The organism is Streptococcus sp. SM5, assembly GCF_027497975.1.
In genome coordinates, this window is sequence record NZ_JAJNSC010000019.1 from 1 (window position 1) to 19218 (window position 19218).

13 protein-coding genes, 1 tRNA gene and 1 rRNA gene are annotated in these 19218 nt (G+C 41.6%); 3 read left to right on the forward strand and 12 right to left on the reverse strand.

The window, feature by feature from the left end:
• From PAN07_RS12950 to PAN07_RS12990, 9 genes are all read right to left on the reverse strand, one after another.
• Positions 1-64: ribosomal RNA gene (locus PAN07_RS12950) — 16S ribosomal RNA — on the reverse strand; the annotation flags it as partial.
• A 228-nt stretch (positions 65-292) separates the two neighbouring features.
• A tRNA-Glu gene (locus PAN07_RS12955) sits at positions 293-364 on the reverse strand.
• A 135-nt stretch (positions 365-499) separates the two neighbouring features.
• Positions 500-1111 (reverse strand): 30S ribosomal protein S4, encoded by a 612-nt coding sequence (gene rpsD / locus PAN07_RS12960; RefSeq protein ID WP_008810013.1) that lies wholly within the window; start codon positions 1109-1111, stop codon positions 500-502.
• 195 nt (positions 1112-1306) lie between these two features.
• The gene (locus PAN07_RS12965; RefSeq protein WP_269798062.1) at positions 1307-2359 is read right to left on the reverse strand and encodes a HAMP domain-containing sensor histidine kinase; all 1053 of its coding nucleotides are present in this window, start codon (positions 2357-2359) and stop codon (positions 1307-1309) included.
• Positions 2356-3054, reverse strand: a complete 699-nt coding sequence (locus PAN07_RS12970) for a response regulator transcription factor (RefSeq protein ID WP_269798063.1) — start codon at positions 3052-3054, stop codon at positions 2356-2358. The genes PAN07_RS12965 and PAN07_RS12970 overlap by 4 nt, the downstream gene beginning before the upstream one ends.
• A gap of 123 nt (positions 3055-3177) precedes the next feature.
• Positions 3178-4548, reverse strand: coding sequence for a fibronectin-binding SSURE repeat-containing protein (locus PAN07_RS12975; protein WP_269798064.1), 1371 nt, complete (start codon positions 4546-4548; stop codon positions 3178-3180).
• Between the two features lie 156 nt (positions 4549-4704).
• Complete coding sequence (locus PAN07_RS12980; RefSeq protein ID WP_269798065.1) at positions 4705-5370, reverse strand: TrkA family potassium uptake protein; 666 nt, start codon at positions 5368-5370, stop codon at positions 4705-4707.
• A 13-nt stretch (positions 5371-5383) separates the two neighbouring features.
• Entirely contained in the window at positions 5384-6763 is a 1380-nt protein-coding gene (locus PAN07_RS12985; protein WP_269798066.1) for a potassium transporter TrkG, read from the reverse strand.
• A gap of 33 nt (positions 6764-6796) precedes the next feature.
• Complete coding sequence (locus PAN07_RS12990; protein ID WP_269798067.1) at positions 6797-7561, reverse strand: nucleoside phosphorylase; 765 nt, start codon at positions 7559-7561, stop codon at positions 6797-6799.
• A 175-nt stretch (positions 7562-7736) separates the two neighbouring features.
• Between PAN07_RS12990 and PAN07_RS12995 the strand changes: the two genes are divergently transcribed.
• From PAN07_RS12995 to PAN07_RS13005, 3 genes are all read left to right on the forward strand, one after another.
• On the forward strand, positions 7737-8189 hold the full coding sequence (locus tag PAN07_RS12995) for a DUF3290 family protein (protein ID WP_269798068.1): 453 nt from the start codon (positions 7737-7739) through the stop codon (positions 8187-8189).
• A complete protein-coding gene (locus PAN07_RS13000; protein ID WP_269798069.1) occupies positions 8186-8818 on the forward strand; it encodes a DUF421 domain-containing protein in 633 nt (210 codons plus the stop codon). Before PAN07_RS12995 ends, PAN07_RS13000 begins: the two co-directional genes overlap by 4 nt.
• 112 nt (positions 8819-8930) lie before the next feature.
• Positions 8931-9134 carry a CsbD family protein gene (locus PAN07_RS13005; protein WP_269798070.1) on the forward strand — a complete coding sequence of 68 codons (204 nt, stop codon included), beginning with the start codon at positions 8931-8933 and terminating at the stop codon, positions 9132-9134.
• 53 nt (positions 9135-9187) lie between these two features.
• Here the strand turns inward: PAN07_RS13005 and PAN07_RS13010 are convergent, their stop codons facing one another.
• The 3 genes from PAN07_RS13010 to PAN07_RS13020 form a co-directional block, all read right to left on the reverse strand.
• Positions 9188-10435: a carbohydrate-binding domain-containing protein gene (locus PAN07_RS13010; protein WP_269798071.1), complete on the reverse strand. Its 1248-nt coding sequence runs from the start codon at positions 10433-10435 to the stop codon at positions 9188-9190.
• Between the two features lie 153 nt (positions 10436-10588).
• Positions 10589-11152 carry a sugar O-acetyltransferase gene (locus PAN07_RS13015; RefSeq protein ID WP_269798072.1) on the reverse strand — a complete coding sequence of 188 codons (564 nt, stop codon included), beginning with the start codon at positions 11150-11152 and terminating at the stop codon, positions 10589-10591.
• Between the two features lie 146 nt (positions 11153-11298).
• The gene (locus PAN07_RS13020; RefSeq protein WP_269798073.1) at positions 11299-19101 is read right to left on the reverse strand and encodes a CshA/CshB family fibrillar adhesin-related protein; all 7803 of its coding nucleotides are present in this window, start codon (positions 19099-19101) and stop codon (positions 11299-11301) included.
• Positions 19102-19218 lie beyond the last annotated feature (117 nt).

A 19218-nucleotide genomic window follows, 5' to 3' on the forward strand; every position in this document is an offset into this window, starting at 1 on the left:
CTACTTGCATGTATTAGGCACGCCGCCAGCGTTCGTCCTGAGCCAGGATCAAACTCTCATTAAAAGTTTGAGTTCTCACTCATTTCTGTCACTGACAGATTTATTGTTTTTTCATTGTTCAGTACTATAACCTTAGTTATAGTGCCCTGCACATTGGTTCGTCTTGTTCAGTTTTCAAAGGTCTTTGTCTCTCAACCCTCTCGTGAGCGACAACTATATTAGTATATCACAGAGTCCTCTCGTTGTCAATAGCTTTTTCAAACTTTTTTCATCTTCTTCTGCAATATACTCATAGTCCGTACGGGATTCGAACCCGTGTTACCGCCGTGAAAAGGCGGTGTCTTAACCCCTTGACCAACGGACCCGAGCTTTTCGACTCTTTCTATTATACCTACTTTTTTTGCCTTGTCAAGAACTTAAGTTTATTTTTTTCGTATTTTTTGTTTTTTCAAAGCAAAAAGCCCACTGTTGTAGGCTTTCTGTATCATATATCTTAAAATTAAAGCATTTTGTTGTAGAATTCAACGACAAGAGCTTCGTTAATTTCTGGGTTAATCTCGTCACGTTCTGGCAAACGAGTCAATGAACCTTCCAATTTTTCAGCGTCGAATGATACGAATGCTGGGCGTCCAAGAGTAGCTTCTACTGCTTCAAGGATTGCTGGAACTTTCAATGATTTTTCACGAACTGAAATTACTTGTCCTGGAGTTACACGGTATGATGGGATATCAACGCGTTTTCCGTCAACAAGGATATGTCCGTGGTTTACGAATTGACGAGCTTGACGACGTGTAGTCGCAAGACCAAGACGGTAAACAACGTTATCCAAACGACGTTCCAAAAGAAGCATGAAGTTGAAACCAAGGATTCCTTCTTTAATCTTAGTAGCTTGTACGAACAAGTTACGGAATTGTTTTTCACCCACTCCGTATGTGAAACGAAGTTTTTGTTTTTCAGCCAGTTGCAAACCGTATTCTGACAATTTAGAACGGTTGTTTGGTCCGTGTTGTCCTGGTACATAGTTACGACGTGCTAATTCTTTACCTGTACCTGTAAGTGAAAGTCCAAGGCGACGAGCTTGTTTCCAAGATGGTCCTGTATAACGTGACATATGTATGTCCTCCTAATAATAAATAATATTTCGGTGGAAATAGTCACTTAGAGAGCCCTGATTCGTGCAGATGCCCTTCGCCTAAACAGCCAAGGTTACTTATCAGAAGACACCTGTTGACGAGCTTCATGCTTTCCTGCTGCTATTTCGCACAAAGGCTATTGTACCATGAATGTCTGGATTTGTAAAGAGGTTTTAAACTTTATTTTCACTAATACAGAGATTAAGATTGAGGGTAAAGGTGCTTCCTAGGCCGTACTGGCTACTGACTGTGATTTCTCCACCTAATTGATGGGCCAATTCACGCGCAATTGCAAGACCTAAGCCATGACCACCTGTTTTCATATTTCGCGAAGTTTCAACACGGTAAAGGCGTTTGAAAATATTCTCCAAATCCTCCGGGGCAATTCCCTGTCCCTCATCCGTCACACTTATTGAAAGCTGACTCTTCTCCAGCTTAGCCACCACCTCCAGCTTGGTCCCTGGAGCAGAGTATTTAAAAGCGTTATTGACCAGATTAACCAATATGCGAGAAAGTTTAGCATAATCTCCTTCAATCCGGGCAGACTCTGGGATTACCTGCAAGTGGACATCTCGCTTCTCCTGCTCAATCAAGAACTGAAACTCACTCATACAATCAATCAAGAGCTGATCCAGAAAAATGCTGTCTTTACTAGCCGTATCCTCTTGATTTCTAGATGTATTTAGAGTCAAATAATTCAATTCCTCAACCAGTTTATTGAGTCTTTCGGTCTGGCGTCCAATGGTTGCTAGATAATGGGCTTGTTCTCCTTCCTTGATAACCCCGTCCAAAATGCCTTCTACCGTCGCTTGGATTGAAGTGATGGGAGTCTTGATATCATGCGATAGCTGGGCAATCATCAAGCCTTTTTCTCGTTCACTTTCTTCCAAGGAATCAAAGGTCGCCTGCAAATCATGTGACATTTCATTGAAAGCTTGCCCTAACTGCTGAAATTCTACAGGTCCTTGTACCTCCAGATTAGAAGGAAAATCCTTGTCTGCTACTCGCTTGGCATGTTCCTTGAGTTTGCCCAATGATGTAAAGACCGGTGATAGGAGAAACAGACTAATCCCAGCACCGACAAAACTAGCTATGAGAGTCATACCCACTAGGAAGTATATCTCTCTTTCTTCAATTAACATTCTCTGGATGGCCCAAAAAACTACGATAATCGTTAGGAGTGTTGAAATGATATACCCCACTAAAATATAACTTTTTAATTTCATTGACTACCTCGTGCTTTCTCAATTTTGTAGCCCAAGCCCCAAACGGTTTTGATGGCGGGAGTTTCTGCACTGGCATGTTTTGCCAACTCCTGTCGAAGAGCATGAATATGAACATTCAAGGTATTGGTATCATCCACATAATCTTCTTGCCAGACCTTTTCATAGAGGTCTGTCTTGGAGAAAACCCGCTCTGGATTGCTGGCTAGAAGCCATAGAAGGTCGAAGGATTTGACTGTCAAATCGAGCGACACATCGCCGATAGAGACCTCATGACTAGCGTGATTCATCCGTAAATCCCCAAGACTGACGACCTCTGTCTTACCTCCACGATGAAGGCGACGCAAAATATTATGGACACGTAAAACCAGCTCACGGGGACTAAATGGCTTGGCAATAAAGTCATCTGCCCCTAAGCTCAGGCCATAAATCTTGTCCTGCTCACTGGTCTTAGCCGTGATAAAGAGAAAAGGTTGATCTGGAGACTGATACTGAACCTCACTAATCAAATCATAACCATCCATCCTAGGCATCATGATATCTGTAATAATCAAATCAATCGGTTTTCGCTTGAAGATTTCCAAAGCCTCTACTCCATCATGAGCCACTAAAACCTGATAGCCTGCCTGAACCAGATAACGTTGATGAATATCTGTGATTTCTACCTCGTCATCAACGAGTAAAATTGTCTTTCCCATCTGTCTCTCCTTTGAAAAAAACAGTGCTATACCATAATAGTATAACACTATTTTAATCTCTTTACGAACATTCTAAACCATATCTGGATTTTTCAAATCCTAAATAGAAACTCTTTAGCTAGACTAGTTATTTCCCTCTTTTTTAGCTTTCAAGCCGAGGCCACCTAGCAGTCCAGCCAAAGCTAATCCAAAGAATCCAATAATAGCCATTGATGTTTGGGTTTCACCAGTATATGGAAGCATGTCTTTTTGCTCTTTCATCTGATCAGCCATCATTGGATTTGACACCTTATTATTAGATGCCATGTTGCCTTCATCAGGCATTTTGCTTGATGGTGCTGGAGCTTGATCTTGTTTCATGCTTGGTGTTGCCATTGGCTGGCTAGCATTCATGGTTTTATCTTGCTCTTTGTTAGGCATCGTCTTATCCTGGCTAGTATCTGGCATTTTAGATTTCATATCATCTTGATTGGCACTAGGCATTTGAGCGTTCATCTTAGACTCATCTTGATGACTATTCATCATTGGAGCCGGCATAGCTGAACCATTAGAAGATGGGACGGAACCTGACTGCATCGGAACAAGAGACTGATGTCCATTCAAGTTCACTGTCAAATCCTTAGTCGCTACGAGATTGCTCAAATCTGCCTTACCATCTTTAGCACTGTACACTTTGATGGTAGCTTTATAGCTTTGAGTACCATTTTGTTTCAAGAGGTCTAGAAGCTCTTTGTCAGATTTACCTTGAGTACCGGCCAAATCCACTTCGTAGAAGTAGAGGCCTTTGCCCAATTTTTCTACTGGTGGAAGAGCGGGATTTTTAGCTGAACCGTTGTCTGACCATGGGGCCTTATCGGATGCTTTCAAGATAAGGCGAGTCAACATACCGTCACCAGCGAAGAATTCGTATGGAATGACTTGGTTGACGCCGGCTGTGAATGGACCTGGGAAATTAGCTCTATCCAAGTAAGTAGCTGGAACATCTACTGTGTCTTTGGTATTATCAGCCACACCTTTTTGCACTTCAGCCGGGGTAGTTGCTGGTTGCGCTTCACTTACGTCACGATCTTGCCCAGAAACTGTAGACGTAGGACCTTCTACAGGTTTAACTTCATCTTCTGTTTGTTTCTTAGAGTCAGGTTGTGCTTGCACTTCTTCTTTTGGTGCTACTACTGGATCTTTAGCATCTGTGTCCGCTTTTTCTGGAGAGCTTGTAGCATCCAAGCTTACTTTAGGTGTTGAGTTTACCTGTTCTGAAGGAAGAGCTGTATCGACTGCTTTTTTTAGAGCCTCTGCTGGCAAGTCGCTCTTTTCACTCACCGAATCTGCATCTGGCACGACTTGAGCAGGGGTCGGATTGACCACATCAGCACGTGCAGAACCTGGTTGACCGACTAGGACAAAGAAGCCACTAGCCACAACAACTGAAGCAACACCTACACTGAGTCGGCGAATAGACCAACGAGTATATCTCTGATTTGGATTGAATTTCATAGGATTCTCCTTAGAGTTTTCTTTTTTTGATAGCTCTAGTATAATCTCCTAAAATTAAAAAGGATTAAGAAAAAGTTAAAATTTTTCTTAAATCCTTCTTATAAAATACTTATATTGACTCAGTAGTCACTAGAAAAAAGAATGGTCATTTCTCTTTTAATCATTGAGGTGTGCCAGATTATCCAAATATTGGTTATTGATTACTGCCATCATATAGCCATCAGCTTTTAATTGATCATTCGGCCCAAATTGAACATCCAAAGGAGCATTTTCATAGTCACGAAAACCAAGAATATTGAGATTGTATTGTCCTCGAAGATCAAGTTGACTTAGACTCTTACCTGCCCACGACCTTGGAATTTTCATCTCGACAATAGAGACATTCTTGTCCAACTGAAAGACATCTACGCTATTATTAAACAGAATAGTCTGCGCTAACGAGCGACCCATCTCATATTCTGGTGAAATGACTGAATCTGCGCCAATTTTTTCAAGGACTTTTTTTGCTGTATGGCTTTTAACCTTAGCAATAACAGTCGGCACTCCAAGGCTCTTGCAATGCATAACCGCAAGGACGCTAGATTCCAAATTCTCACCCGTTGCTACCACAACCGTGTCACAGGTATCAATTCCTGCTGAGAGCAAGAGCTCTTCATCTGTTATATCTCCAACAACTCCATGTACCAAGACTGGTTCGAACTGATTGATTCGTTCCTCATGGTCGTCAATGGCGATAATATTTATATCATGCTGAGCGAGAGCGGTAAGTACACTACTCCCAAAAATTCCCAAACCTAAAATTCCAATTGTTCGATCTGACATAGCCTTTCCTTTCTTATCCTATGGTAATATCAGCTTTCATATAATGAATCATGTCTTTCTTATCTGGTTGATATTCAGCCAAACTGACTAATAGTGTGAGTGGTCCAATCCGTCCTATAAACATCAGTAGCATGATAATGCTAAGAGCTAATTTGCCTAATTCTGGTGTCAGATTGGCAGTTACTCCGACCGTAGCAAGAGCTGAAATTGTCTCGAACATGATGTAGATAAAGCGCGGATTACCCTCGGCTGTTATTCCTACTAAGATTAAACCCGATAAAAAAGTTATCAAGAAGATGATAAAAACACTGAAAGATTTTTGGACTGTACGAGGTTCAATCGTTCTTCGAGCTACATTGGCATGGGGTAATCCTAAAAGCTCACTGCGTGCAAAGACCAATAAGACAAAGAAGGTTGTGATTTTAAGTCCCCCTGCAGTTCCTCCAGGTGCGCCACCAAGAAACATTTGCAAAATATAAATCAGTAGTGTAACAGGTCTAGCTTGAGTATAATCAATAGAAGCAAAACCTGCCGTTCTCATGCTAACTGTTTGGAAAAAACTGACTAGTAATTTATCAGGGATGCTGAGATTGCCAATCGTTCCCGGATTGTTCCACTCTATTAAGAGAGTTGAAACTGTTCCAGTAAATAAAATCCCCACTGTTAAAAAAAGAACCAATTTGGTATGAAAACGAAGACGGCGTTTTTTCTTCTTTCCTAATTGGGTAGCTAAATCAAACCAGACCATGAAACCTAGGCCACCCGTAATAATCAAAGCAGCAATTACTAGATTAATCAAAGGGTCGGTCTGAAAAGCTACCAAACTTGTACTTCCAAAATTATCAAATCCAGCATTACAGAAAGCTGAAATAGCTAAGAAGATAGAAGTAAAAATTCCTCGGCCCAATCCAAATTCAGGAACAAAACGAAAACTTAACAGGAAGGCTCCTAGGCCTTCAACGACAAAAGTCGTCAAGAAAATTGAACGTATGAAAACCTTTAACGACTGAGTTTCTCCATAACTGAAGCTCTCAAGAATTGTTTCACGGCTACGAAGACTTAACTTTTGTTTACTTTGAATATAAAAGACCCCGATAAAGGTCATGAGACCCAAACCGCCAATCTGGATTAAAAACATACAGATTAACTGGCCCCAGACATTGTAGGTTGAAGCTACTGGTTGAGTAAAGAGTCCTGTCACGCAGACCATGGATACTGCTGTAAAGAGATGGTCGAAATAGGTCGCTTGAGAGCTAGTTGCTTGCACAAATGGAAGACTCAAAAGAAGAGAGCCTACGAAAATAACCAAAGCAAAACTTAAAAAAATTCGACGAGCAGGTGACAAACGCCCCAAGGTCGTGTTTATTTTTTCCGAAAATGATTTGAATAACATAGCTACATTGTACCACAAAATCAGTTAAAGCAGTTATATATGACTAACGATTTCAAGACAGAGTTCCAAGGCTTTGTCAAAAGCTTCTGCACCCCAATCGCGCTGGTCATAGTTATCAAAATCTGCCAAAGAATCTGCTGTGAACAGCAACTCACCCCAGACTGCACCGCGAAGTTGAGCTACTGCTGCTAAAGCAGCACATTCCATCTCCACAACTGCACAGCCTTCTTCCTTGCGATAGGCAACCTTTTCAGCTGTCTCTCGATAAAAACCATCTGTCGTCCAGGTCATGACTTCCTCATAAGGAATACCTCTTTGTTCCAAGACTTGCTCAATGGCAGAGATAGCCTCAGTCTGCATCTCCATATAACGAGAGGGCGCTGCATAGTGGTAGCTCGTTCCCTCATCTCGCAGAGCGCGAACAGGGACGAGAAAGGCATTTTCCTCAATATCGGCTAGGACTCCACAAGTACCGGTGGAAATGATTTGCTCCACACCATAGCCAATCAACCAATCCATAAACTGGGCCGCTGGGGCAGAATCCACGGGTGCCTGGGCCAGACAAATCTCCTCGCCCTTGTAGTTGATGACATAAACGGGATAAGTTTTCGTGGCAGAAACAAATTCCCCAACGCACTCTGCTCCTACTTCCTGAGCATAGCGGTCGATCTCCTTCTCCAAAAATGCATAGATGCACTTCTTTGGTAACTGTAAATCCAAGCCTTCATGATTCGGCATAATGACTGCCTCAGGATTATCATCAAACTCTAAAATAGGAATAGCATGTTTTTGAATCATAGAACACCTCCTCTAAATTTGTACTATTATAACAAAAGATAAACGAAAGTCAAGATGAGAGAAAAACTTATCTTAAGTATGAAACAACAATGAAATGCTTTTTCCGTCGTAATAAAATTGCTATAGCTTAGGAATTAGTTTATAATAGATTGAATTTAAAAAAGTGGAGGTTCTTATGAAATTCTATTCATACGACTATGTTCTAAGTCAGATCAGTCAACAGAATTGGGTCATGATTATTGTATCAGCTTTACTGCTTATCGTAACTGGATTTTTTGCATTTAAGGCTTTTAAAGATAAGAGAGGAAGTAAGTTCCGTGAATTATCGATTATTTCCATTTTGACTTTAATTGCTTTTGTATTGATTAGCATTACGAATTTCCAAACTAGCCAATCCAATGATAATCAATTTCGTAGTTCCTTACACTTCATCGAGATTGTATCAAAAGAGTTAGGTGTTGATAAAAAAGATATTTATGTCAATACATCAGCAGTGACTGATGGAGCTATTATTAAGGTTGGCGAACATTTTTATCGTGCCATTAGCGGGACTGACCAAGATAGCTATTTATTAGAAAAGATGGAACTCTATAAATCAGATGTTGAACTCGTGGAGGTTGAAAAATGATAAGCTTTTTTGCTACAATTGCGATTAAATTGGCCTTGGGGCTTCTGTCTCTTGTTTTTGTTATCAATGTAACAGGTAAAGGAAATCTAGCACCAAGTTCTGCAGTAGACCAAATACAGAACTTTGTTCTCGGGGGTATTATCGGCGGGATCATCTACAATAGTTCGATTACCATCATCCAATACGTTGTTATCCTTATCATCTGGACTATTCTCATCTTGCTCCTTAAATGGCTCAACACCAACGTTTCTTTGATTAAACATCTGATTGACGGAAAACCTACTATTATCATAAAAAATGGTCAGTTAGACCCTGAAGCCTGTCGATCAAAAGGTCTTGCAGCTGCAGATGTAGCTCTTAAATTGCGCGCTCAAGGAATCTTCCAACTGAAGGATGTCAAGAGAGCTGTGATTGAGCAAAACGGGCAATTGATAGTCGTAAAAATGGGTGACGAAAATCCAAAATATCCTCTCATTACCGATGGTGTTGTCCAAGTTGAAATCCTAGAAACCATTGGCAAAACCGAAGAGTGGCTAACTGAGAAATTGAAAGAAGAAGGTTTTGAAGAAGTCTCTAATATCTTTATCGCTGAATACGATAAAGGTCAATTGAACATTGTAACCTATTAAAAAAATAAACTGATGCTTTTCGTATCAGTTTTTTTTTAATACTAAAGGGTATATACTTAAGTTATTATCTGATTTTTTTAGGTAATGGAATAAATTAACGGAGGTAACCCCCATGTCAATCGAAGAAAAATTCAACCAAGCTAAAGGTTCTTTCAAAGAAGGATTTGGTAAATTAACTGGCGACAAAAAACTTGAAACTAAAGGAGCTACTGAGCAAGTAATTTCTAAAGTAAAAGAAGTTGCTGAAGATGCTAAAGAAGCTGTCGAAGGTGCAGTATCTGGTGTTAAAAACATCTTTAAAAAAGAGGGAGAATAATCCTTTCTCGTCCTAAAAACTCTCCCTTCTCTTTCGAGAAAGGAGAGTTTCTGTTATGGTCGTCCACCAGGTGCACCACTAGGGCCACCATTTCCTTGAGGGCCACCTCCAAGTGCTCCTCCGCCTCCAGGCATAGAATTAACAATCTCAGTTTGTTTCTCACCATTGAGGTAGATTTCTCCACCTGTGTAGGTCGCAGTTCCATCAAAGTCAAATCCTGTTTGACCAGTCATTTTGATTGTCCCTCCAGTAACTGTAATGTTTCCATTTGAGTCAATTGGATCTGTGTCCCCTTGACCAACTTCAACTGTCAAGTTCCCACCATTCATAGTAAAGAAGATTTCGCTTTGTTGGGCGTTTTTGTTAGCTGCATTAACACCATCATCTGTCGCGTAAATAGTAATGTCCCCACCGTTAATAGTGATAGACTTACCTTCAAGCCCTTCTGTAGAATTCTTAACAGTGTAGGTACCACTATCGATAACCAAATCGCCTGATGCGTGGATACCATCATCCCCTGCAGTAACAGTTATAGTATTATCGGAGAGATACATGGTCCCAACAGATGTATCGTCATCATTATCTACCTTGACCCCATCTTCCTTAGCATCAATAGTCATGGTCGTTCCAGTGATGTTGAGTTCATCATTGACATTAAAAGCATCCCCAACTGCTGTTATATTGTAGGTTCCGCCAGTGATGTGAAGAGTATCGTCGGCCTTGATACCATTATTTTTCTTGCCATCTACATTGAGAGTTCCTTTACCATTGATGGTCAAGTCCACTTTAGAGAATAGGGCCGCGTCTGCCTTTTCGTCACTATTAGAAGATGAATCTGACAGGCTATTGGTTGTCCCATCTGCTAGCGTTAAGTAGACGTGTCCAGCTGATGTTGCAGAAATAGCTGCATTGGTGTTGGTCATGGTTACACCGTTTAGGATGATATGTACATCATCTGTTTTTTCAGCTGCAATTTTGATTTGAACACCATCAGTTTTTCCAGAAATCACATAGGTTCCTGCCTTAGAAATAGTAACAGTCGAACCTGATACGGCAACTCCGTCACCTGATACCGTCGCTGTTGACCCAGACAAGGTTACAGTTGCTACTGTCTTTTCATCATAATAAGTATCATAGTCCTTGTCTGTAAAATAGCTAGTTTTCTTAGCTTCTGTAGTTGATGTCGTTTTCGTTGTCGCAGTATTGCTAGCTGTTGTATTTGAAGTTGACTGGTTACAAGCTGTCACCAGTGTTAGAGTTGCTATACTCGTTAATAGGAATGTCCATATTTTTGCTTTCATACTCATTTCCTCGTCTTTCATTTACATGATCCTAGTCTACGGGAGTTTCCTAAAAGAAGTCTGAACTTTTTCTGAAAATTTTCTTAACTCCATCCGAACTTCATTAATAATCATTATTTATGGTACAAAAAAGAACAGCAAGATGCTGTTCTTTTAGTTTTTTTTGACTGGAATTTCTTTGATAACTCGTGCTGGGTTGCCTGCCAGAACTACATTATCGCCAAAAGATTTAGTAATGACAGCTCCTGCTCCTGCAACAACGTTATCACCTAGTGTAACACCTGGAAGGACAATAACCCCACCACCTGCCCAGAAGTTCTTGCCAATTGTAATTGGTTTCCCAAATTCTAAACCTGAATTTCGTTCATCTGGATCCAGTGGATGAAGGGGTGTCAAAAATTGGCAGTTAGGACCGATCATAGCATTGTCACCAATGGTAATTGGACAAACATCCAACATGGTCAGATTCCAATTGGAATAAAAATTTTCTCCCAAATGAATATTGACACCATAATCCACCACCAAACGAGTATTGACATAGAGATTTTCACCAGTCGAGCCAAACCATTCTTTGACGATTCCCATACCTTTTACTGGATCAACTTCTTCATTAAAAGCCGCTTGCTTTTGTCGTGCTGTTTGTGCTAGAGCACGAAGTTCTGGATCGAACGGGCGATAGGGTTCTCCCGCAATCATTTTTTGGTATTCACTTTTCATAGCTTGTTATCCTTGTTTATTTTACAAAATTGTAGCATAGTTCTATCCTTAAAACAAGCAGCAAAGAGATAAAAAAAACTAGTACATCTTTGGATGTACTAGTTTTTAATTAGAAAGGTGACTTTCTCACTATTCTACAGAGTTGATTAGTCTTCTTTCTTTTTACGAGCGATAAGTCCAAATCCACTCAAGACACCTACTAAACCAAGGGCAGCAAGGCTAGCGTGGTCTTCAGTACCAGTATTTGGCAATTGGTCAGTTACCCAAACTACCTCTTCAGCTACTGGAGCTGGTTTTTCTTGAACTGGTGTTGGCACTGGATCTGGTGCTGGCACTGGATCTGGTGTTGGTACTGGATCTGGTGTTGGTACTGGATCTGGCGTTGGCACTGGATCTGGCGTTGGCACTGGATCTGGCGTTGGCACTGGATCTGGCGTTGGCACTGGATCTGGTGTTGGCACTGGATCTGGCGTTGGCACTGGATCTGGTGTTGGCACTGGATCTGGTGTTGGTACTGGATCTGGTGTTGGCACTGGATCTGGCGTTGGCACTGGATCTGGTGTTGGTACTGGATCTGGTGTTGGTACTGGATCTGGTGTTGGCACTGGATCTGGTGTTGGTACTTTCTCATAAACGTGCTCTGTATCACCGTTTGGAAGTTTCTTAGTCTCTACGAAGCGGTAACCTGGAATATCTCTATTAGGATTTTCACCGTCTTCGATTGGATATCCTGGAATCTCGTTACCTTCCTTATCCTTATGACTTGTCTTCACTTTTTCATAGACATGTTCAGTGTCACCATTAGGCAATTTCTTAGTTTCAACGAAACGGTAACCTGGGATCTCAGCTTTAGGTTGTTCACCATCCTCTGTTGGATATCCTGGGATTGCTTTTCCTTCTTTATCTACGAATGTAGTAACAGGAATTACAGTTGGTGTGTACGTTGCAGAAGCTTTAGTACCATTCATATCTTCACGAACAACTGTCACTGATGGAGCAGGTCCAGTAAATTCTGGTTCTGGTTTAAAGGTTACAGTTCCGTCAGGAGCTACTGTATACGTACCTACACCTGGAATAGTCTTAGTTGTTGAACCATCGTCAAATGTAGCTGGAACATCATCATTCATAGGAACACGACTATCGCCTTCCTTGAATGTTGGTTTACCAGATTGCTCTTGACCTTTTGGACCAATTGTTGTTGCCGGTTCACCTGTAGGAGTTACCGGAGTTACTGTTGGTGTGTACTTACCTGTTACTGGTGTACCATTCTTATCTACACGCTTAACTGTTACGCCGGTTCCTGTTCCGATGAATGATTTCTCTGGTACGAAGGTTACACTTCCATCTGGAGCTACTGTATAAGTACCTTCGCCTGGAATTGTCTTCGTTGTTGAACCATCTTCGAATGTAGCTGGCGTATCATCATCCATTGGAACTACTGGATCACCTTCTGTAAACTTAGGCTTACCTGTTTGAGTTTGCCCTTGTTTATCAATTGAAGTCACTTCTTCAGCTGTAGGAGTTACTGGTGTTACTGTTGGTGTGTACTTACCTGTTACTGGTGTACCATTCTTATCTACACGTTTAACTGTTACGCCTGTTCCTGTTCCGATGAATGATTTCTCTGGTACGAAGGTTACACTTCCATCTGGAGCTACTGTATAAGTACCCTCGCCTGGAATTGTTTTCGTTGTTGAACCATCTTCAAATGTAGCTGGTGTATCATCATCCATTGGAATATTTGGATTTCCTTCTGTAAACTTAGGCTTACCTGTTTGGGTTTGGCCTTGTTTATCTTTTGAAGTTACATCCTCTGCTGTCGGAACAACTGGAGTAATCTTAGGTGTGTAAGTTGTTTCAGTTGGCGTACCGTTGGCATCCTTAGCTTGAACCTTAACGGCAACCACATCACCTGAGTATGTCTTATCAGTTGGTGTGAAGGTTACAACACCGGTTGCTTTATCAACTGTGAAGGTACCGATTTCTTTACCGTCTGGTGACTTAGCAACTACTGAAGCTGCTGGTTGACCATTTTCATCAAGAAGGGTAATGGTATCCTTGTCGATTGGCGCAACTGGATCTCCTTCTGTGAATGTAACAGTACCAGTTTGAACCACACCTTGAGGTGCTACTGATTCAGCTGGTGTCGCTGTTGGTGTTACCGGTGTTACTGTTGGTGTGTACTTACCTGTTACTGGTGTACCATTCTTATCTACACGCTTAACTGTTACGCCGGTTCCTGTTCCGATGAATGATTTCTCTGGGACGAAGGTTACACTTCCATCTGGAGCTACTGTATAAGTACCTTCGCCTGGAATTGTCTTCGTTGTTGAACCATCTTCGAATGTAGCTGGCGTATCATCATCCATTGGAACTACTGGATCACCTTCTGTAAACTTAGGCTTACCTGTTTGGGTTTGCCCTTGTTTATCAATTGAAGTCACTTCTTCAGCTGTAGGAGTTACCGGAGTTACTGTTGGTGTGTACTTACCTGTTACTGGTGTACCATTCTTATCTACACGCTTAACTGTTACGCCGGTTCCTGTTCCGATGAATGATTTCTCTGGTACGAAGGTTACACTTCCATCTGGGGCTACTGTATAAGTACCTTCGCCTGGAATTGTTTTCGTTGTTGAACCATCTTCGAATGTAGCTGGCGTATCATCATCCATTGGAACTACTGGATCACCTTCTGTAAACTTAGGCTTACCTGTTTGAGTTTGCCCTTGTTTATCAATTGAAGTCACTTCTTCAGCTGTAGGAGTTACTGGTGTTACTGTTGGTGTGTACTTACCTGTTACTGGTGTACCATTCTTATCTACACGTTTAACTGTTACGCCTGTTCCTGTTCCGATGAATGATTTCTCTGGTACGAAGGTTACACTTCCATCTGGAGCTACTGTATAAGTACCCTCGCCTGGAATTGTTTTCGTTGTTGAACCATCTTCAAATGTAGCTGGTGTATCATCATCCATTGGAATATTTGGATTTCCTTCTGTAAACTTAGGCTTACCTGTTTGGGTTTGGCCTTGGATATCAGTAGATGTTGTTGGATCCGCTGTTGGCACAACTGGAGTAATCTTAGGTGTGTATGTCGTTTCAGCCGGAGTGCCGTTGGCATCTTTAGCTTGAACTTTAACCGGAACTACTTCACCTGAGTAAGACTTATCAGTTGGTGTAAAGGTTACAACACCGGTTGCTTTATCAACTGTGAAGGTACCGATTTCTTTACCGTCTGGTGACTTAGCAACTACTGAAGCTGCTGGTTGACCATTTTCATCAAGAAGGGTAATGGTATCCTTGTCGATTGGCGCAACTGGATCTCCTTCTGTGAATGTAACAGTACCAGTTTGAACCACACCTTGAGGTGCTACTGATTCAGCTGGTGTCGCTGTTGGTGTTACCGGTGTTACTGTTGGTGTGTACTTACCTGTTACTGGTGTACCATTCTTATCTACACGCTTAACTGTTACGCCTGTTCCTGTTCCTGTGAATGATTTCTCTGGGACGAAGGTTACACTTCCATCTGGAGCTACTGTATAAGTACCTTCGCCTGGAATTGTTTTCGTTGTTGAACCATCTTCGAATGTAGCTGGCGTATCATCATCCATTGGAATGTTTGGATTTCCTTCTGTAAACTTAGGCTTACCTGTTTGAGTTTGGCCTTGTTTATCTTTTGAAGTTACATCCTCTGCTGTTGGAACAACTGGAGTAATCTTAGGTGTGTAAGTTGTTTCAGCTGGGGTACCGTTGGCATCCTTCGCTTGAACCTTAACGGCAACCACATCACCTGAGTATGTCTTATCTGTTGGTGTGAAGGTTACAACACCGGTTGCTTTATCAACTGTGAAGGTACCGATTTCTTTACCGTCTGGTGACTTAGCAACTACTGATGCAGCTGGCTGACCATTTTCGTCAAGAAGGGTAATGGTATCCTTGTCGATTGGTGCTACTGGGTCACCTTCTGTGAATGTAACAGTACCAGTTTGAACCACACCTTGAGGTGCAACTGATTCAGCTGGTGTCGCTGTTGGTGTTACAGGAGTTACTGTTGGTGTGTATGTTGCAGAAGCTTTTGTTCCGTTCATGTCTTCACGAACTACTGTTACTGCTGGTGCTTTACCAACAAATGATTTTTCTGGAACAAATGTAACTGTTCCGTCTGGAGCTACTGTGTAAGTACCTACTCCTTCAACCTTCTTACTTGTTGTACCATCATCAAATTTAGCAGGAACAGCTTCGTTAATGGCTACAGCCTTTTCAACACCGTCAACATCAGCAGTACCACCTTTAAATTCTGGTTTACCTTTTTGAGTCGCACCTTGAACATTTGTAGTTTCAGCTGGTGTCGCTGTTGGTGTTACTGGTACAATCTCTGGAGTGTAAGTAGTATCTACTTTAAGGCCATTTGTACTTTCAGCTTGAACTTTAACTGGGGTAACTTTACCTGTATAAGATTTATCAGTTGGTGTGAAAGTTACCTTACCTGTAGTTGAATCAATAGAGAAAGTACCAATTGGTGTTATTCCATCTTCTGCATAAGCTGGAGTTGTACCAAGAACTTCATTTCCATCTTTATCCAAAAGCTTATAGCTATTTTCTTTTAGTGGAATTTGTTTGTCTTGACCATTTACATTAACTGTAGCACCCGCAAAAGTAGGTGTTCCTGTTTGAACAGCTCCCTGAATATCTTTAGAGGTTGCAGGTTGTGCCGTTGGAGCTGCAGAAAGTACAGTTGGTGTGTACTTCGCATCAGAAGTAATTGTAGCTGTATTACCAGGCTCATTTCTAACAGTTGCAGTTGCTTGTACTGTTATACCTTTTGCTTTACCAACAAAGTCTTTTTCAGGAGTAAATGTAACAGCTCCTGTAGAAGGATCAATTGTGTATGTTCCTTCGCCAGGCACGGTGACAGTTTTTTCATCAGTAGGTTGACCAGTTGCTGGATCCACTAGCTTCTTACTTGTGATTTTAGCTGTCTTATCACTACTCAAATCAAATGTTGGAGTTTGAGTTTGAGGAACATTTTGAATATCCACTGACTCCTTGTTAGTAGGAGTAATTGTTACAGGTGTTACAGTTGGGATGTATTTAGCTGTAGCAGTCTTAATAGCTTCTGCTGGAGCATCCCCGTTCTTATCGCGACCAACTGGAGCAGTTAGAGACAAGGTTACACCCTTAGCAGTTCCTACAAATCCAGGTTCTGGACGGAAGGTTACCTCACCAGTTGCACGGTTTAATGAATACTCTCCTTCGCCTGGGACTGTAATAGCAGTGTTATCTGTAACTTGACCAGTCGTTGGATCTACGAATTTCGCAGGGTATTCTCCACTTGGTGATACTGTAACTTTCTCACCCTTGCTATTCGTTCCTTCTACTGCAAAAGTTGGTGTTCCAAGTTGAGTAGCACCTTGGACATCTCTTGTTTCTTTATCTATACCTTCAAGGTTCTTAGGAGTTACAGTCGGGATGTAAAGACCATCCATGTTATCCATTACTTCATTGATTGAAGGAAGAGCTGTTTTGTCTTTAGAGTTCCAATCAGTATCGTTACCATTGTTGTCTGTACGACGGATTGAGATACCATCTGCAGTTCCGACAAAGTTGTCTTCTGGGATGAATTCTACATCAACGTCCTTACCATTAGCAGTGATCTTGTACTTACCTTGACCAGCTACTGCGTAATAACCATCTGCTCCAGGAGTCACGACTTGTTTTGTTTTGTTGTCAATCATGACAGGTGCAACTTTTTCGTCGATAACTGCTTTTTGAGTACGGCTATATTTAGCCAAACCTTGTGGAGTAAAGGCAATAGTTGAGCTTTGTTTAGCTCCTTGAACATCACTTGTTTCCTTGCGCTCACCTTTTGGTGGGAAGGTTACTTGAGTCTTGAAGTCTTCTACCTCACCAGATAGAGCCAAGCCTGTGGGACTTTCAATCTCTTTTGCATCTTTTGCAATACGGACACGGACTCCAAGCTCAGTAACACTTGGATCTGTAATCGCCTTACCATTGTTGAATTTCAACTCAACAGTACCATCTTGTGTGATTGTAGCAAGATCAGAGCGTTCACCATCGTCGAACTTCCCATTTTGGTTAAAGTCAATCCAACCATAAAGATAAGCTTTATCTGCTCCACCAGTATGGGCTTCAACCTTCAATGTATAGTTTCCTGGGCGAGTACGATCTAGCTTGATCATCTCATTAGTCGCGCCCTTCAAGTCATCTGGTAAGAGTTGGTCGATTCCTTCGTCAGCAGTAACCGATTTGTCGTCACCTTCCCAGTCGCCCTTGTTGTTTTCATCCATATCTGGGCTAACGTCTCCCAAGTATGGTTGACTTACCTTACCTCCAGTAACTCCGTCGACTGTTCCAATCGCATGAGAAGCTTTGCCATAACTTTCCGGAGCATCCCCTTCATCAATCGGGAAGAATCCTAGCATTGCTGACTGTTTACCACCTGAAGCGATATAAAGTCCCACTTCGGATGCTCCACGTGTCATCACGAGTGGAACTGTTCTATTTCCTTCAGAAATGTTTGGTCCAAAGATACCGGTTCCTAGACCACCCGTAACTTTGTCAGGATTTCCAAAGTACTTCCATGCTACTGGTTTCTTATCTGGTCCAGCTTCAGTAGAATCACGAAGTTGTCTTAGGTTAAGGTTATTATATTTAGGTTTAGGTCCCAAAAGGTTTTCTGTATCCTGTGGTTCATAAGTTACATAAGGTCGGGATTCTGTTTTCTTCCATTCTCCAATGTGCTGCCAGCCCTCTCCATTGGTAGTGAACATAACAAATTCACCAGGGTTAGCAGACTCGCCATCGGCCATAACAACAGCTGGCTTAACTTTCTTGCCACGGAAGGTTGCAGAGATTTCAAACTGAACTCCAATATTCCCACCATTATATGCAGAACCCATGGTAGTCTTTTTGGATTTGGTATCAACATTTTCCTTTTTGATTTCACTCCAACGAGTTTGGGCATCAGCGATAACGTCGGCTTCTTTTCCTTCATTATAATATTGCTTAGCAATTTGTGAACTAACTTTACTTACATAGCCATTTTTAGCATTTGGGTCATAGGTTGCTTTTTCGGCTTCTGTAGCCCCTTGCTCTTCCATCCGTTTTTTATAGATTTCAGTTGCTTGGAAAGGTTTCAAAGACTTGACTTTTACAGTGACTACATAACCAGGCATGATTTCTTTTGTATATGTTGAACCAACTTGAAGAGCTAAGCTCTCCTCTAACTCATTTGGTTTAGTTTCATTTTTAGCGACAAGGATTGTTTTTGTTCCTGTCCAATTGGCTACATCTCCAAAGTCTAACCAGTTAATCTGTTTCGTGAATTCTTTAGCTGATAGTGTTGAATAGCCTGGTTTATCAACCTTAGGAGTTGCTGTTGCGTCTTCCACATCATCCGCGATCAAGTTAGGATCGTTGGCATCACCAAGAGCACGACGAGTACGGCGTCTTCCAGTATTTTCTGCTGGGACTGGTGCAGCTTGCTCTTCTTTTGCTGGTGCCTCTACGCCTGCAGCGATAACTTCTTCTTTCTTATCTGCTTGAGCTGGTGCAGGTGCCACAACTGGAGTTTTTTCTTCAACAGGAGCTGTTGTAGTTGGAGCAGTTTCTGTAGGAGTTACAGGAGCTTCAGCTTTATCAGTTGTTGCTGGAGCTGTTTTTTCTGCAGGAACTACAGGTGCTGCATCAGCTTGATAAGTTGTTTCAGGCGTCTTTTCTGCTTCAACAGTTGTAAGACTAGCTGGACTTTCTACCTCCGTCGTCGCAGCAACACCCTCAACTTGTTTACCCTCAGCGACTTCATCCGCACTAACGTTTGCAGCTGTTCCGAGCATCACTAAAGTTCCGAGTAAGACTGAGCATACTCCAACATTTAGTTTACGAATCGAAAATCGACTGATACGATCGTTAAATAAATCATTTTTCACGATATTACCTCCAATGCCCTTGCGGGATTGCATATATTGTTATATTTTATGCGTTGTTTTTCATGAATACACAAACAACCATTTAACATTTTAGCATTCAATTACCTAAAATACAAA

Coding starts and splice junctions, on each gene's coding strand:
- PAN07_RS12980 (WP_269798065.1), bottom strand. CDS start 5,370: ATGTCAGATCGAACAATTGGAATTTTAGGTTTGGGAATTTTTGGGAGT.
- PAN07_RS12970 (WP_269798063.1), bottom strand. CDS start 3,054: ATGGGAAAGACAATTTTACTCGTTGATGACGAGGTAGAAATCACAGAT.
- PAN07_RS12990 (WP_269798067.1), bottom strand. CDS start 7,561: ATGATTCAAAAACATGCTATTCCTATTTTAGAGTTTGATGATAATCCT.
- PAN07_RS12965 (WP_269798062.1), bottom strand. CDS start 2,359: ATGAAATTAAAAAGTTATATTTTAGTGGGGTATATCATTTCAACACTC.
- PAN07_RS13010 (WP_269798071.1), bottom strand. CDS start 10,435: ATGAAAGCAAAAATATGGACATTCCTATTAACGAGTATAGCAACTCTA.
- PAN07_RS12975 (WP_269798064.1), bottom strand. CDS start 4,548: ATGAAATTCAATCCAAATCAGAGATATACTCGTTGGTCTATTCGCCGA.
- PAN07_RS13000 (WP_269798069.1), top strand. CDS start 8,186: ATGATAAGCTTTTTTGCTACAATTGCGATTAAATTGGCCTTGGGGCTT.
- PAN07_RS12985 (WP_269798066.1), bottom strand. CDS start 6,763: ATGTTATTCAAATCATTTTCGGAAAAAATAAACACGACCTTGGGGCGT.
- PAN07_RS13015 (WP_269798072.1), bottom strand. CDS start 11,152: ATGAAAAGTGAATACCAAAAAATGATTGCGGGAGAACCCTATCGCCCG.
- PAN07_RS12995 (WP_269798068.1), top strand. CDS start 7,737: ATGAAATTCTATTCATACGACTATGTTCTAAGTCAGATCAGTCAACAG.
- PAN07_RS13005 (WP_269798070.1), top strand. CDS start 8,931: ATGTCAATCGAAGAAAAATTCAACCAAGCTAAAGGTTCTTTCAAAGAA.
- rpsD (WP_008810013.1), bottom strand. CDS start 1,111: ATGTCACGTTATACAGGACCATCTTGGAAACAAGCTCGTCGCCTTGGA.